Origin of the sequence: Thiocapsa roseopersicina (assembly GCF_900106925.1) — a bacterium.
Lineage (GTDB): Bacteria > Pseudomonadota > Gammaproteobacteria > Chromatiales > Chromatiaceae > Thiocapsa > Thiocapsa roseopersicina.
Map to the genome: position 1 here is coordinate 66583 of NZ_FNNZ01000020.1, position 15106 is coordinate 81688.

General features: G+C 62.9%; 17 protein-coding genes and 1 tRNA gene. 7 read left to right on the forward strand and 11 right to left on the reverse strand.

Annotated elements, in window-relative coordinates; genetic code table 11:
- Nucleotide 1 precedes the first annotated feature (1 nt).
- The 4 genes from phnE (BLV04_RS18310) to phnD are packed head-to-tail and all read right to left on the reverse strand — an operon-like array spanning nt 2 to nt 3492.
- Nucleotides 2–817 carry a phosphonate ABC transporter, permease protein PhnE gene (phnE, locus tag BLV04_RS18310; RefSeq protein WP_093035625.1) on the reverse strand — a complete coding sequence of 272 codons (816 nt, stop codon included), beginning with the start codon at nt 815–817 and terminating at the stop codon, nt 2–4.
- Nucleotides 817–1641 carry a phosphonate ABC transporter, permease protein PhnE gene (phnE, locus tag BLV04_RS18315; protein ID WP_093035628.1) on the reverse strand — a complete coding sequence of 275 codons (825 nt, stop codon included), beginning with the start codon at nt 1639–1641 and terminating at the stop codon, nt 817–819. The genes phnE (BLV04_RS18310) and phnE (BLV04_RS18315) overlap by 1 nt, the downstream gene beginning before the upstream one ends.
- An 11-nt stretch (nt 1642–1652) precedes the next feature.
- Nucleotides 1653–2477: a phosphonate ABC transporter ATP-binding protein gene (phnC, locus tag BLV04_RS18320; RefSeq protein WP_093035631.1), complete on the reverse strand. Its 825-nt coding sequence runs from the start codon at nt 2475–2477 to the stop codon at nt 1653–1655.
- Between the two features lie 55 nt (nt 2478–2532).
- Nucleotides 2533–3492: a phosphate/phosphite/phosphonate ABC transporter substrate-binding protein gene (gene phnD / locus BLV04_RS18325; RefSeq protein WP_093035728.1), complete on the reverse strand. Its 960-nt coding sequence runs from the start codon at nt 3490–3492 to the stop codon at nt 2533–2535.
- A 197-nt stretch (nt 3493–3689) separates the two neighbouring features.
- On the opposite strand from phnD, the gene BLV04_RS25925 reads away from it, so the two are divergent.
- Nucleotides 3690–3821, forward strand: coding sequence for a hypothetical protein (locus BLV04_RS25925; protein ID WP_281241869.1), 132 nt, complete (start codon nt 3690–3692; stop codon nt 3819–3821).
- Nucleotides 3822–4282: 461 nt separating this feature from the next.
- Nucleotides 4283–4717, forward strand: a complete 435-nt coding sequence (locus tag BLV04_RS18335; RefSeq protein ID WP_093035637.1) for a CBS domain-containing protein — start codon at nt 4283–4285, stop codon at nt 4715–4717.
- 222 nt (nt 4718–4939) lie between these two features.
- On the opposite strand, the gene BLV04_RS24505 is transcribed toward BLV04_RS18335, so the two are convergent.
- Complete coding sequence (locus BLV04_RS24505) at nt 4940–5254, reverse strand: hypothetical protein (RefSeq protein ID WP_139191962.1); 315 nt, start codon at nt 5252–5254, stop codon at nt 4940–4942.
- Nucleotides 5255–5363: 109 nt separating this feature from the next.
- On the opposite strand from BLV04_RS24505, the gene BLV04_RS18345 reads away from it, so the two are divergent.
- Nucleotides 5364–6065 carry a site-specific integrase gene (locus BLV04_RS18345; protein ID WP_093035644.1) on the forward strand — a complete coding sequence of 234 codons (702 nt, stop codon included), beginning with the start codon at nt 5364–5366 and terminating at the stop codon, nt 6063–6065.
- Nucleotides 6066–6084: 19 nt separating this feature from the next.
- Here BLV04_RS18345 and BLV04_RS18350 read toward each other — a convergent pair.
- From BLV04_RS18350 to soxX, 5 genes are all read right to left on the reverse strand, one after another.
- A tRNA-Leu gene (locus tag BLV04_RS18350) sits at nt 6085–6169 on the reverse strand.
- Nucleotides 6170–6293: 124 nt separating this feature from the next.
- Nucleotides 6294–6968, reverse strand: coding sequence for a rhodanese-like domain-containing protein (locus BLV04_RS18355; RefSeq protein WP_093035647.1), 675 nt, complete (start codon nt 6966–6968; stop codon nt 6294–6296).
- 70 nt (nt 6969–7038) lie between these two features.
- Nucleotides 7039–7590 (reverse strand): hypothetical protein, encoded by a 552-nt coding sequence (locus tag BLV04_RS18360; protein ID WP_093035650.1) that lies wholly within the window; start codon nt 7588–7590, stop codon nt 7039–7041.
- A gap of 81 nt (nt 7591–7671) precedes the next feature.
- On the reverse strand, nt 7672–8511 hold the full coding sequence (gene soxA / locus BLV04_RS18365; protein WP_093035653.1) for a sulfur oxidation c-type cytochrome SoxA: 840 nt from the start codon (nt 8509–8511) through the stop codon (nt 7672–7674).
- A 26-nt stretch (nt 8512–8537) separates the two neighbouring features.
- Nucleotides 8538–8918, reverse strand: coding sequence for a sulfur oxidation c-type cytochrome SoxX (gene soxX / locus BLV04_RS18370; RefSeq protein WP_093035656.1), 381 nt, complete (start codon nt 8916–8918; stop codon nt 8538–8540).
- Between the two features lie 337 nt (nt 8919–9255).
- On the opposite strand from soxX, the gene soxB reads away from it, so the two are divergent.
- The 3 genes from soxB to BLV04_RS18385 all read left to right on the forward strand — a co-directional run bounded on the left by soxB (nt 9256) and on the right by BLV04_RS18385 (nt 13457).
- Nucleotides 9256–11034, forward strand: a complete 1779-nt coding sequence (gene soxB / locus BLV04_RS18375) for a thiosulfohydrolase SoxB (protein ID WP_093035659.1) — start codon at nt 9256–9258, stop codon at nt 11032–11034.
- Nucleotides 11035–11427: 393 nt separating this feature from the next.
- Complete coding sequence (locus BLV04_RS18380) at nt 11428–11739, forward strand: DUF485 domain-containing protein (RefSeq protein ID WP_093035662.1); 312 nt, start codon at nt 11428–11430, stop codon at nt 11737–11739.
- On the forward strand, nt 11736–13457 hold the full coding sequence (locus BLV04_RS18385) for a cation acetate symporter (RefSeq protein WP_093035665.1): 1722 nt from the start codon (nt 11736–11738) through the stop codon (nt 13455–13457). Before BLV04_RS18380 ends, BLV04_RS18385 begins: the two co-directional genes overlap by 4 nt.
- Nucleotides 13458–13846: 389 nt before the next feature.
- Here BLV04_RS18385 and BLV04_RS25030 read toward each other — a convergent pair whose 3' ends face one another.
- A complete protein-coding gene (locus tag BLV04_RS25030) occupies nt 13847–14410 on the reverse strand; it encodes a glycosyltransferase family 4 protein (protein ID WP_175534691.1) in 564 nt (187 codons plus the stop codon).
- A gap of 54 nt (nt 14411–14464) precedes the next feature.
- Between BLV04_RS25030 and BLV04_RS25035 the strand changes: the two genes are divergently transcribed.
- Nucleotides 14465–15043: a hypothetical protein gene (locus BLV04_RS25035; protein WP_175534692.1), complete on the forward strand. Its 579-nt coding sequence runs from the start codon at nt 14465–14467 to the stop codon at nt 15041–15043.
- Nucleotides 15044–15106 lie beyond the last annotated feature (63 nt).

Below are 15106 nucleotides of genomic sequence, written 5' to 3' on the forward strand. Positions count from 1 at the left end.
CTCAGATCAAAGCCGCACGCACGCGCGCGGAGACCCACTCGCTGAGGATGACGGTCGTTAGGATGACGATGAAGATAAGGGTGACCTGCGGCCAGGCGAGACCGTCGACCGACGCCTTGAGCTGCAACCCGATCCCGCCGGCGCCGACCAGACCCAAGACGGTCGACTCGCGGATATTGATGTCCCAGCGGAAGAGCGTGATCCCGGCAAACGCCGGCATGATCTGGGGCACGATCCCGTAGTCCAGCACTTGGGCGGGACCGGCCCCGGTCGCCCGGACGGCCTCCACCTGGCGAAGGTCGATCTCCTCGATCGCTTCGTAGAGCAGCTTGCCGATGAAGCCGATCGAGCGCAGCGCAATGGCGATGATCCCGGCCAGCAAGCCCGGGCCCAGGATGGCCACCAGCAGGAGCGCCCAAATGAGCGCGTTGACCGAGCGCGAGGCGACGATGATGAAGATGGCGATCGGGCGCACGAGCAGAGGACTCGGGGTCGTATTGCGCGCAGCGAGGAAGGCGACCGGGACGGCGAGGACGATCGCAAGCAGGGTCCCCAGCGTGGCGATATTGATGGTGTCCCACAGCGGCACCCAGAGCTGGTCCATATAGGACCAGCGCGGCGGCACCATCCGGCCGAAGAGATCCGCGGCCTGCTCCGGGGCGTCCCACACGAAGGCCCAGATCTGGTTGCGGGTCATTGCCTCCCAGGCCAGGACGAACAGCAGGACCAGCAGCAGCCAGCCGAACCATAGCGCAATGGACTGCGGCGTCGTGCGCTTGCGCCAGATCGGGCCATGGGGCGCCTGCCGGATCGCCATCACTGTACCCGCCCGCGCACCCAACCCGAGACATACTCGGTCACCAGCACGATGACGATGATGAGGATGAGGATGGCCGCGGCCGAGTCGTACTCATAGCGATCGAGCGCCGTATTCAGGGTCGCGCCGACCCCGCCGGCGCCGACGATCCCGATCACCGCCGATTCACGAAAATTGATGTCGAGCCGGTAGAGCGAGAGTCCGATCAGACGCGGCGTCACCTGCGAGCGGATGCCGTAGTCGAGCACCTGCCACCAGCCGGCGCCCGTCGCGCGGATCGCCTCCACCTGTGCGGCGTCGATATCCTCGATGTCTTCGGCCAGGAGCTTGGCGAGAAATCCGATCGTCGCGAAGGCCAGCGTCAGAAAGCCCGCCAGCGGCCCGAACCCGACCATGGCGACAAAGAGGATGGCGACAATGATCTCCTGGAGCGAGCGCGAAAGCGCGATTAAGGCACGGCAGGCGAGATAGACGGGGGACGGTGCAATGTTGCGCGCCGCACCGATCCCGACCGGGATGGAGATCAAGACCCCGACCACCGTCGCGGTCAGGGTCATGGCGAGGCTCTCGATCAACCCCGCGCGGATGTCGTCCCAGCGCGAGATGAAGTCCGGCTCGACGAAGCCGCCGAGGAAACGCAGACCGCGCTCCCAGCCCTCGCTCAAGCGGCCCCAATTGACCTCGACGGCACCGATGCCGACGACCAGATAGACGAGGACACCGGCGTAGATCGCCCAGCGCAGTCGACCATCGGAAATGAGCGGTGGACGCCGCCAGTGCCTCGGGTAGCGCGTGGCGCCCTCGCTCACCGGATCAGGCCTCACGGCCGGTGGGCTCACAAGGCGCCGACCAGCTCGTCGGTATCCGGCACGCCCGGGCGCGGGGACGGCCCGGTATCGGACAGATCGCTCGACGCCGCCCAATCCTCTTCGCCGTAGATCTCGGTCAGGACCGCCGGTGTCAGTCCATCCGGGCCGCCGTCGTAGACGATCGCCCCGGCGCGCAGACCGACGATGCGCATCATGAACTCGCGAGCCAGCAACACGTCGTGGATATTCACGATCGCCGCCAGACCCCGCTCCGCGCACACCTCGCGCAGCAACCGCATGATCTGCCGCGAGGTCTTGGGATCCAGACTCGCGGTCGGTTCGTCCACCAGGAGGATCTCCGGCTCTTGGGCCAACGCGCGAGCGATCCCGACGCGCTGGCGCTGACCGCCCGAGAGCGCATCGGCACGCTTGTCCGCATGCTCCATCAGACCGACGCGATCCAAGAGCCGAAAGGCATTCTCGATATCCGCAGGCGGAAACCGGCGGATCAGACTGCTCCAGAAGGACACGTATCCGAGCCGCCCCGAGAGCAGGTTCTCCATTACCGTCAGCCGCTCGACCAGAGCATATTCCTGGAAGATCATCCCCATACGACGGCGCGCATGCCTGAGCCCGCGGCGGCCGAGCCGCGTCAACTCGAGATCATCCAACCAGATCCGACCCGAGGTCGGCTCGACCAGGCGATTCACGCAACGGATCAGCGTCGACTTCCCCGCCCCGGACGGTCCGATCAACCCGACCACCTGCCCAGCCGGGATCGCCAGCGAGATCTCCGACAAGGCCAGATCGCCGGTGCGATAGCGCTTGGTCAGGGATTCGAGCCGGAGCATGGGGTCATCGGAGGAAATCGGGAGACGATAGGGGCATCGCCGCCGGCCGACACCTCTACCGACAGTCGTAGCTCACCCCCATCGCGGTATCGACCTGCCGAACCACCTCCCAATGGGTCTTGTAATCGATCGGGATGAACTGCGCCTCGCCCGACTTCTCGAACTCCGCAGCTAGGGCCGAGCCCTCCCAGGGGAAGCTGAAGAAGGCATCCCGGATCGACTCGGCCAGCTCGGGCTTGAGGTTGTAGACCAGGCCATAACCCGTGGTCGGGAAGGTCTGAGACTTGTACAGGCTTACGATCTGCTCCGGCTGGACGACATCGCGGGCCAGCATCCGCTGCAGCACCGAGTTGGCGATCGCCGCGGCCGGATAGTCTTTGTTGGCGACACCGATGATGGAGTTGTCGTGCTTGCCGGAGAAGACCGGCTCGAAGTCCTTCTCGGCCTCCAGGCCGTATTCGGCCTTCAGCATCGCCGAGGGCGCCTTGTAGCCCGAGTTGGAGGTCGGCGCGGTGAAGGCGAGCTTCTTGCCCTTGATGTCCTCGACCTTTTCGATGCCGCTGCCGGGGTAGGTGATGATCTCCATCTCGTAGCCGTAGCTGCCGTCGGCCGCGGCCATCATGGCGAAAGGCACGAAGCCGGCGCAGTTGACCGCGAGCGGGTTGGATCCGGTATTGAATCCGGCGACATGGAGCCGACCGGCCCGCATCGCCTCGATCTGCGCCGCGTTCGACTGCACCGGGAAGAACTGAACCTGCTTGCCGGTCTTCTCCTCCATGTGCTTCAGAAAGCCCTCCCAGACCTTTGCATAAACGGCCGGATCCTCGACCGGCGTGTAGGCGAAGATGAGCACATCCGGGTCGAGCCAGTCCTTGGGATCCGCAGGCGGATCGGCGGTGAGGTCACCGTCCGCGTCCGTATAGCGCGGATCCATGGCGCCCGCAGGCACGGCCAACATCGCGGCCAGCATGGCCGCACCACCCAAGAACCCACGGCGCGATCTCTCGAAACCCATCACGGCACCCTCTTTCCCGATCACGGAAAATCGTGATTGTAGAGAACGGATGTGACCGTTCTTTGACGGTGCGGGCGATCGCTCGGACGACCGACAAGCGGCGAGTGTCGTGCCGCGGCGGGCGGTCACGCGTAGGTGATCGGGCGGATCGTCTCCGGGAGAACCCGCTTCAAAGCCTCGGACTCGTGATCCGTGTCATGGTCGGCTTGACGGCGGCCACGATCGGTCTCGCCCTTTACACGGATCGGGTCGGAAAGGCGCATGGCTCGCCCGGTCGGCAGGCCGACGCCCGTTATGCGTGGCTCGATGCCGGGGCCAACGCGGCATAGCGCTGGGCATCGGCCTTCAATGGGCCGGCTTGCCTTATATGGATAGTGTCGCCGCCGTCGTTGTGGTCGCCTTCATGGTATGGAGCAGGGCCGAGTTGATCCGCGACGGTCTGCGCGTTCTGCTCGACACCTTGCTGGAGGAGAAGGTCCTGCAAACCATGCGTGATATGGCTCAGGCCCAGCCGGAGGGCGGTGCCTGGCTGCGGTCAAGGGGCGCAACTCGGGCAGTTATCGGTTCTTGGCGCCGAGCGTCGTCCCGGATATTACCTCCCGAGCCTCAGACAACTTGTTAACGTTCGATGACCACCTATACTCCAGCATGACGCTCGGTTAGAGGCACGTGTGCCGGTCGGTAGGTCGGGTCTGCGTCAACCGCACGTCGCCAACCGGAAAGGTCGGCAGGCCGCATCGCTCCGGGCCGACAAACAGCAACAAAACAACAAAAGATCAGGAGATCGATCATGCGTTATCTGAATGTCGGAGAACTCGTAAAGGCTCAGGAGACGATCAGCCTCGGTCCCCAGTCTTCGGTGCAGGAAGCCGCCGAGCTGATGGCTGCGCATCGCGTCGGCGCGATCCCCGTTGTCGACGCGGGGAAACTGGTCGGACTCTTCACCGAACGCGATCTGCTCAACCGCGTGGTAGCCAAGGGTCTTCAGCCCGTCGACGTCGCGCTGTCGGCCGTGATGACCGGGCAGCCGATTACCGTCGAGCCGAGGACGTCGCTGGTCGAGGGTCTCAGCATCATGTCCGAGAATGGGTTTCGCCATTTGCCCGTGCTGGCCGAGGATCGCGTCCTGGGGATACTCTCCTGTCGGGATATTCCGCCGGACTACTGGATCATGCGGGATAATTGGATGGCCGCGCGAGAGAAACCGAGTCTCGCCATACGGTGAATCTCGCGACCATTCGACGAGCGCCCTTGTGGCGGAGACACCGAATCGTGCTGCATATCGCCCTGGACTCGATCGGCGCCATCGAGATGGCGCGGGCGTTCTAATGCAAGGAGAGCAGGTGGTGGTGCTTCCGGACAACCTCTACAGCCCGACGGAGGCCCTTGATCATCGTTTGGTCTACCTACGGGATAGTCGGGCAGCATCCGGTAACTTCTCAAAAACTCAGGGCATCGCCGAAGCGGCCAGCGCCCGCTCGCGGATGATGTCGGGCAACAGCAGAACCGTCCCGAGCTGTTTAATGCGGTCGCCGAGATAGTCCCAAAACGAGATTCCCAGCTTGCGGCAGGTCTTCTTCAAGCTGGCGAAGCCGACGCACTCCTTGCGAAATGGAAGCTCGAAACTCACCGCCAGCGACAATGGGGCGAATAACCCAAGCGCAGCTTCGAAGAGTTGATGGTCGTCTATCTGAACGCAACGGCCAGGCACAAGCGCAGCGCCGAGACGGACAAGTATCGCGTGATCGCGTTGCGCGGGCACTTCAGCGGCAGAATCATGCAGGAGCTCGGACCGGCGACCGGCGGATGTGCGCGGGTATGTGGAGCGCAGACGGGGGCAGGGAGTCAGCGACACGACGATCAATCGGGACTTGGCACTACTCTCGGCGGCGATCGGGTACGCCAACGTCGAGCTTGAGTGGATGCTGCCGAATCCCGTGGCGGGTCGCAAGCTGGCCGAACCGGAGGGGCGGGTGCGCTGGATTACCCGCGAGGAGTCGGATGCCTTGATCGCGGCTGCAGGGAGAGCCCCGCGAGCCCCGTTCATGGCGGATCTCATCACGGTTGCTCTTTATACGGGATGTCGGCGAGGGGAATTGCTCGGTCTCGATTGGGCCCGCGTGGATCTCAAGCAGAATCTGATCCACCTTGAAGGACGCCATACCAAGTCGGGTAAGCGACGCAGCGTCCCGCTGTGCGAAACCGCACGCACGGCGATTCTGCGCCGTGCTCGGTTTCGCGCCGAGCATTGCCCCGACAGTCAGTGGGTGTTTTCGTATCGTGACGGCCATCAGGCGAAGGATATTCGCGGTGCTTTCTACTCCGCATGCCGGGCGGCAAACCTTGCCGATTTTACCTTCCATGACCTACGCCACACTTGCGTAGCTTGGCTGGTGACCGGTGGTGCACCGCTCGCCGAGATCCGGGATCTGTTGGGCCAAAGCACGATCATGATGACCGAACGTTACGCCCACCTCGCCCCGGAAAATCTGAGGACGACCGTCGGCAGGCTCGATATGTCACGTTTTAGTCACGCTCCGGACGAGGCTACCGAATTGGCGCGGATCGGATGACCCAAGCCTTTGAAAGTATTGGTGCGCGAGGGGGGGCTCGAACCCCCACGGATTGCTCCGCTGGAACCTAAATCCAGTGCGTCTACCAGTTCCGCCACCCGCGCGCGCCGCTATTCTACTGCGGATCCGACAAGAGGGTTAACTTTGGACAAAACGACGAAAGGCGCCCGAAGGCGCCTTTTCGCGTAATGGTGCCGTCTCCCCCCGAGGGCAGAACGGCGCTTCCGTTCAGGGTTTGACGGTCGTCAGGCCGACGCTGACCCAGTCCTGCATTCCGCCGCGATACCACTTGAGCTTATGCACCGGGTAGCCGAGATCGACGAGTGTCTTGATGTTCTCTGTGGATTGACCACACCAGATGCCGTTGCAGAAGAGGACGAGGGTCTTGGCGTCGGTGAAGTCCCAGGCGTTCTTCTCGGCGTCGAAGCGGCCGTCGAACTCGTCTCCAAGGATCTGCCGGAAGGCGTCGGCCTGCTCGGGTGTCTCGAAGGTTCCGGCGGCATCCGAGCTGATCTTGTTCCAGGGGATATTGATCGCGCCCGGGATGGTCCCGCGCATGACCCAGTCGGGCGTGCGCGAGTCGACGACGAGGATGCTGTCGTCGCCCTTGGACTTGCGGTTGAGGTAGTCAAGCACCTCGAGCTCGCCGATCGTGCCGACGCCGGGGAGGGCGACGATCGGTTGCACGCAGAAGGGCGGGCAGCCGCGATCGGTCTTTTGGAACATTGCGGGAAGGATCGCATCACGGTCGTGGCCGCGTTGAATGGTCACCGTCTGGCCGTTGTGGATGACATCCATGCTCTCGATGGTCGCCGAGATCCGGTTGTCGGCAGCGAGCAGGGTGCCGGGCAGGGTGCTCGCGAGGACGATCAAAAGCGTTGCAGTGGTGGTCTGTTTCAGCATTGTGGTCTCCTTAATCCGATTGAGAAGGGCGGCCGGTACGGGGCGCGGCTCATGCGACCCGGTTATTCCGTCACTGCTGTTTCTTGACGTATGAGGGGAAGGTTGCCCCCTTCTCGCGCATGGCTTGCTCGTAGCCCATCTCACCCTGACGCCGTGCCTTCTCGGCCAGAGCGATTGCACTGGCGAAATCACCGGAATTGGCCAGGTCCTGCGCCTCCTTGATGAGTTTCCCGGTATCGCGCCACTCGCCCCGGACCGAGCTTGCCTTCTTGCGCGCGGCCTCGGCTGCTGCGATGGCCTCTTCGGCTTGCTTCGCCGCGCCGGCATCGACGGTGCCGCCTTGCGCCTGCTCGACGGCGAAGGTGTCTTGCTTCATCGCCTTGAGGGACAGCTCGCGGGCCTTGGTGAATTGGCGATCGGGCATGATCGCCTCCGCCTCTTTGATCATCGAAGCGGTTTCCTCGGATGCGACGCCGGCTGTCTGCGCAGCTGCGTGGGCCGCCTTGGCCTCTTCGATCGCCTGCTCGGCTTCGGATCTGTGGGTCGCCCATGCGCTGGTCATGGGCAGGGCGACCAACAGGCCGCCGATGAATATCGTTCTGATTACACTGCGAATCGACATCGTGTTGGACTCCTCTCGTGCGCTCTCCAAGAGGGCGCGCCGCGTGTGCGCGCCCGGTGCCTCTGGCGGCGTTGGCGTGCGTTACTTGCGTGCGCCGGGCCCATTAAGCTCCAGGCCGTTGTTCAGGTAGGTCATGAAGAACTCGAGGTTGCGATACTCCTCGCCCTGAAGCGGGAAGGGTGCCGCGCGCACCTGCTCGTTGCAGCCTTTATAGCGGCGATGCAGCGTGCCCATCTCGCCCCATTTGGAGCGATAGACCGGCCAGTGCGTGGTGTGACCGAAGGCGGGGCTCAGCACCTCCGTACGCAGGGTTGTTCCGGAGTTGCCGAAGTGGCAATGACTGCACGAGAAGTTGAACTGACCGCGCCGTGCGAAGTAGAACTCCTTGCCCGCTTCGAAGGCCGCGACCGCGCGGGGATCATCCGCGGGAATCTCCACGTTCGTTACCTGGCCGCGTGATTCGAAGGCCATATAGGCGGTGATGTCCGCCATTGGACCCTTTGCGTAATCGAGCGGCTTCTCGCCGTTGGCCTCGAGGCACTCGTTGATGGCGAGCGGCAGGGTGATGACCATCCCGCGGTCTTTGTCCCAGTAGGGATACTTGCCGACGATCGCCGGGCCATCCGGGAAGCAGTCCGCATAGGTCTTGCCGTTGGCGAACGGCGTGTTCCACATTTCCTCGCCGGCAGTGAGTGCGTTCTCGTAGGGCGGGAATTCCTCGATCGCCTCCCAGTTTTCGCGTCCGACCGGGTCCACCGCATAGACGCCGTTGGCGAAATCCTGAAAGGGTACGGTCGGGAAGCGCTCGGTAAAATAGGCTTGGAAGGTCGCCTTGTCTTCCTCGGGTGTCGAGGCGAGCGCCGGGATGGAGAGCGAGCAGGCGAGACCGACAGTGGTTAACGACAGCAATAACTTAGACATTATTTGTTTGCCTCCGAAGGTCGCTCTTAGAGTGTCCAGATATACTCGACGACGTCCACGAATTCCTTGTTGGTCAGGATCTCATGCTTGCCGAACGGCGGCATGGCGGCCTCGGGCGCCTTGACAGTCGCGTCCCAGATCTGGCGGGCGAGGGCTTCCTTGCTCGGATAGCGGGTCTGCATGGCGATCAAGGCCGGGCCGATGGCTCCGGGGCTCTCGGCGCCGACGATCATGTGACAGGCAACACAGTTGCCCTTGCCGTTGTCTTCGGCAAGGGCCTTGCCGGCCGCGGCATCTCCGTTGAGGTCCAGTTCAGGCATATCGACCGCCGCGGCGACGACGGCAAGTGTGGATAATCCAAGGCCAAGAGCGATCGCGCTCGCTCGGATCGGGCGTAGGGACAGCATGCGTGTAGCCTCCTGAGGTCTCTGCTGTAACGACATGGTCTCGGAGTTGCTCCGGACCCTGATTTCTTGTCTGATCTCCGCGTCGTCGCGCGGTCTTCCCGTGGTCGTTCGTTGACGCCGCGATGTTCTGTCGGAGGAATCCTAACACGTCGAATTGAAAATGTCCGACTCCCAAGGTGCGACGCGGAACGACTTGTACGGAAGCGACAATCTGACCCGCGGTGGGCTCGGCGATGGCGTTCGCGACCCATGACCGGGCATACTAGTCGGGATTCACCACGCCGTCGGCCCCAGTGGCAGGGGGCGCACTTGCAGCCAAACGGAGGACTAAGAACCAATGTCACTATCAAGACGTGAATTCATGCGACTCATGGGAATTGCCGGTGCTGCCGGGATGTTCCCCTCGTCGGTTTTCGCAGCAAAGCGGATGCCGGCCGATCTCTACGAGGTGCCGAAGTTCGGCAACGTTACCCTCCTGCATATCACCGACACACACGCGCAGTTGAACCCGGTCTATTTCCGCGAGCCGAACGTCAACATCGGCATCGGGCCGGCCCTCGGACAGGCACCGCACGTCGTGGGCGAGGCGTTTCTGAAGCACTTCGGCGTGGATCCTGGCGGCATCGAGGCACACGCATTCACCTTCCTCGATTTCGACGCCGGTGCCGAGAAATACGGCGCGGTCGGGGGCTTCGCACATCTCAAGACGCTGGTGGATCGAGTCCGCACCGAGCGCGGCGACGGCAACAGCCTGCTGCTGGACGGCGGCGATACCTGGCAGGGCTCCGGGACAGCCTATTGGACCCGCGGGATGGACATGGTCGGTGCCTGCAATCTGCTCGGCGTCGACGTCATGACCGGCCACTGGGAATTCACCTACCTCGACGAGGAGGTCATCAAGAACGTCGGCGAATTCAAAGGCGAGTTCGTCGCTCAAAACGTCAAAGTGCGCGAAGAGGCGCTGTTCGACTACCGTTTCGCCGACTTCCCCGGTTTCGACGAGGATCTCGGGCGCGCATTCAAGCCCTACACCATCAAGGAGGTCGGCGGCGTGAAGGTCGCGGTCGTCGGGCAGGCATTTCCTTACACGCCGATCGCCAACCCGCAGCGCTTCATGCCGGACTGGACCTTCGGTATCGACGATGGCTCGATGCAGGAGGTCGTCGACCGGGTGCGCGAAGAGGAGAAACCGGACCTCGTCGTCGTGCTGTCTCACAACGGCATGGACGTGGATCTGAAGATGGCCTCGCGCGTGACCGGCATCGACGTCATCTTCGGCGGTCATACGCACGACGGGATGCCGGCGCCGACCATCGTCGAGAACGCGTCCGGCAAGACACTCGTTACCAACGCCGGTTCCAACGGTAAGTTCCTCGGCGTGATGGACATGGAGGTGAAGGACGGCAAGCTGCAGGATTTCCGCTATCGCCTGCTGCCGGTTTTCTCCAACCTGCTAGAGCCGAACGCGGCGATGGTCGAGTACATCACGGGCGTGCGGGCACCCTACAAGGCCCAACTGGAAGAAGAGCTGGCGACCGCCGAGGAAATCCTGTTCCGCCGCGGCAACTTCAACGGCACCTTCGATCAGGTCATCTGCGACGCGCTGCGCAAGGTCAACGACGCACAGATCAGCCTCTCGCCGGGCTTCCGATGGGGGACGACCGTGCTGCCGGGCCAGAAGATCACCATGGACAACGTCATGGATCAGACCTGCATCACCTACCCGGAGACCTACCGGCGCGAGATGACCGGAGCGGACATCAAGCTGATCCTCGAGGACGTCTGCGACAACCTCTTCAACCCGGATCCCTATGTCCAGCAGGGCGGGGACATGGTGCGGGTCGGCGGTCTTGACTACGTCTGTGATCCGACCGCATCGATGGGCGAGCGCATCCTGGACATGGCGCTCGACGACGGTACCAAGATCGAGGCCGACAAGACCTACGTGGTTGCCGGTTGGGCGACGGTCGGCAGCCAATCGCCGGGCGAGCCGATCTGGGAGACGGTCGCGACCTATCTGCGCGACATCAAGACGGTCAAGATCGAGAAGCTCAACACGCCGAAGCTCAAGAACGTGGCGGGTAATCCGGGGATTGCCGATTATCCGTTCATGTAGCGGCAGAGCCGGATCGCTCTTGCGGGCGTCCGGCTCGGCTCGCGTCTCGGAACGACCCGAGACGCGGGCCGCGTCCATCCGGTCGAAGCCCCTGCGAGGTATCCGAGACACGCCCAAAGCCTTTATGTGGTTTTTACAATTCTTTGTATAGATAGAAAGGCTGAGGCAGTCGTTGACGCGACCGACACCAGCCCAACACAATCGCGCGCTCCCCGGGACCTGGGGACCGCTTGATCGAAACCCTCCATCGGGACACCGCGCCGCTGTCGGCCCAGACCTCTTGGGTGCCGTAGGTCCGGACCTCGCGCGCCGTTTTTGCCGATGCCTGTCGTTGGCGTCGGATCCGGCGGGCACCTGATGACTTCAAAAACAACCGCCTCCAAAGGTACCCCTATGAAACAGACGACGGTCGATGCCATCAAGGATCATCCGCGCTATCAGGAGCTTGTGTGTTCCCGCAAGTGTTTCGCCTGGAACCTCACGGTCATCATGTTGGCCATTTACTACGGCTTTATCCTCGTAATCGCCTTCGCGCCCAAGCTTCTGGGCACCCCGATCTCGCCCGGTGCCGTGACCACGGTCGGCATCCCGGTCGGCATCATCATTATCCTCAGTGCCTTCATTCTGACCGGGATCTATGTCTCCAAGGCCAACGGCAAATTCGATGAGCTGACCAAGGCCATCCGCGAGGATCTTCAAGCATGAAACGCTTCGCGACTTGGGGCGTCCTCTTCGCCCTGCTGACTCCCTTCATGATCGTTGCCGCGCCGGCCCTCTCAGGTGCCGTCGAGCAGCAGTCGATGAACATGACTGCCATCTACATGTTTATCGCGTTCGTCGCGGGAACACTCGGCATCACCTACTGGGCGGCCAAGCGGACCCGATCCGCCAGCGACTTCTACACCGCGGGCGGCGGCATCACCGGTTTCCAGAACGGTCTGGCCATCGCCGGCGACTACATGTCGGCCGCGTCCTTCCTGGGTATTTCGGGTCTGGTCTTCGCCTCCGGCTACGATGGTTTGATCTACTCCATCGGCTTCCTGGTCGGTTGGCCGATCATCATGTTCCTGATCGCCGAGCAGATCCGCAACCTGGGTAAGTTCACCTTCGCGGACGTGAGCTCCTACCGGTTCGGACAGACGCAGGTTCGCACCATGGCCGCGGTGTCCTCGCTGGTCGTCGTCGCCTTCTACCTGATTGCGCAGATGGTCGGCGCCGGCAAGCTGATTCAGCTCCTGTTCGGCCTGGATTACTGGATCGCCGTGGTCATCGTCGGCGTCCTGATGATGGTCTACGTCATCTTCGGCGGCATGACCGCGACCACCTGGGTGCAGATCATCAAGGCAGTGCTGTTGCTCTGCGGCGCAACCTTCATGGCGGTCGCGGCGCTGAACCACTTCAACTTCTCTCCCGAGGAGATGTTCCGTCAGGCGGTCGAGATCAGTCCGAAGGGAGACGCCATCATGGCGCCAGGCTCGCTGGTGACGGATCCGATCAACGCCATTTCGCTGGGTCTGGCTCTGATGTTCGGAACCGCCGGTCTGCCGCACATCCTGATGCGCTTCTTCACAGTTCCGGATGCCAAGGAGGCGCGTAAATCGGTCTTCTACGCCACCGGGTTCATCGGGTACTTCTACATCCTGACCTTCATCATCGGCTTTGCGGCCATCGTGCTATTGGCCCAGCACCCCGAGTTCTTTAAGCCCGAAGCCCTGGCGGCGGACGGCACGGTCATCAAGGCTCAACTGGTCAGCGGCATCAACGGCGGGACCAACATGGTCGCCATCCATCTGGCCGAAGCGGTCGGCGGCAATCTCTTCCTCGGCTTCATCTCGGCCGTGGCCTTCGCCACCATCCTGGCCGTCGTCTCGGGTCTGACCCTGGCCGGCGCCTCCGCCATCTCGCATGACCTCTACGCCAGCGTGATCGCACGCGGTCGCAGCAACGAGACGACGGAGATCCGTGTCTCCAAGTTCGCCACCTTCGGCTTGGGCCTGGTTGCCATCGGACTGGGCATCGCCTTCGAGAGTCAGAACGTCGCCTTCATGGTCGGTCTGGCATTCGCAATCGCGGCGAGTGCGAACTTCCCGGTTCTGGTCGCGTCGATCTTTTGGAGCAAGATGACCACCCGCGGCGCATTGATCGGCGGTTTCGCCGGCCTCATCAGCGCGGTGGTGTTGACCATCATGTCCAAGGCGGTATGGGGTGACGTGCTCGGTAATGTCGGCGCCGACGGCAAACCCGTCGGCCTGATCTTCCTGAACAACCCGGCGATCATCTCTATCCCGATCTCCTTCGTCTGCATCTGGCTGTTCTCGATCCTCGACAGCTCGGATCGCGCGAAGATCGACCGTGCTGCCTTCGATGCCCAGCGGATTCGCTGCGAAACCGGCATCGGTGCAGAGGGTGCTTCGGGTCACTGACGTCCGACGCCATCCCAATCCCCCGTTCTGCGGGGGATTGGGATCTCTCGGCGCATGGAATCTCTAGCGGAGACGCGGAGTGCATGAAGAACAGATCCCTGTTCCTTCGTGTACTCCGCGTCTCCGCTTTGGCGTTCCGCGCTGGAACGGGGGCACCGACCTAACCGGTTGGTTGACGCGCTTCCGGGGAGACATCCTTGGCTCATTGGTCGAAGCTGCGTCCGACTAGGCTGCCCTGAACCGCGACCGGCCGATGTCGACACCCAACACGCCATAAGCCATGCCGCCGCAACCACTGCGGTTGATGCGGGTTATTTTTGCCGGGCACCTCGTGTCCGTGGGTGCGGGCGTACGCTGATCGTGACCAACGGAACCGCACCCGCGCGACCTCAAGGCATGCGACGGCGGATCCGGGGCCGGCCCCGGAACGCGGTCTCGAGCAGCCAGTCGCTTTTTCCGCCATTTTCGACCGGCTCCCGGTCCAGTACGCACCGAAGCGCTGCGCGCTGTTTCCGACTCCACTCGAGCGCGAATCGATGGGCACCGTCCGCCAAGGCCGCATATCCAGACGGGTCGCGTAGGATCGCGACCACGGCAGAGGCAAACTCTGTCGGGTCGTCCGCGACGACCAGGCCGGCGCCCGGCTGAAGCCCGGCGGCCCCCAGGGTTGTGGTGACGACAGGCTTACCGTACGCCAGGGCTTCGATGTTCTTGATCTTGAGGCCGGTCCCCGCGCGAACCGGATTGACCACGATGTCGATCGTTGCGTAGAGGGACGCGAGCGACTCCACCCGGCCGAGGTTGATGACGCCGTCAGCCCGCTGATCGTCCCCTTCGCCGATCGGACCGGCGAGGATCAGCTCGGCGTCGGCGATCTCCGCCCGAACGCGTGGCAGAACGAGTTCCCTGAGCACGGCGACCGCGTCCGTGTTGCTCTTGCAGACGGAGCCCATGAACAATAGGCGAGCACCCGGTGGGCGCGCCGCCGGTGGCTCGGCGGAGATCAGATGACCGACGGTGACGACATCGCGCTTGGTTATCTGTCTGAAGTGCTCGCCTTCCTGATCCTGAATCGCAAGTATCAAGTCTGCACGATCGAGTCCCTTACGTTCCTCGCGAGGGGTTATCGAGTAAGAGCCGTAGGTCTCGAAGTGGTCGAGGAAACCGCGATGGCGGTTGCTGAAGAGATCGTGCGTATCGATGACCTTGAGGACATGACGGGGGAAGCAGCGCAGCGCCTTCGAGAAGAAGACATACTCGACGACGACGACATCAGGCCGGAGCGACCGCGCAATCATCCGGATCCGCCCATCGAGTCTGTTGTCGTACCAATCGTCCACACCGCGGCGGAATGCTGCTTCTCGATCGAGCAGCCTCAGGAGCCTCCGACGGACACGGCACATCAGCGGTCGAGATTGTCGGTAGGGGAGTGCAAGGAAACGGTCCGGTCCCCAGAAGTCGGCCATCGCCCCGGGATCCCCCGTCTCCCGCTGTACGTGAGCAAAAAACAAATCATGGCCGAGGATGCGTATGCACTGACCGAGTGCGGCAATTCGAGATCGGTTTCCGGCCGTTGGGGGGTGTGAGGGTATCGGCGAGATCATCAAGACCCGCTTCGCGGTCGGGACGGCCGATATCATTTTGAATCC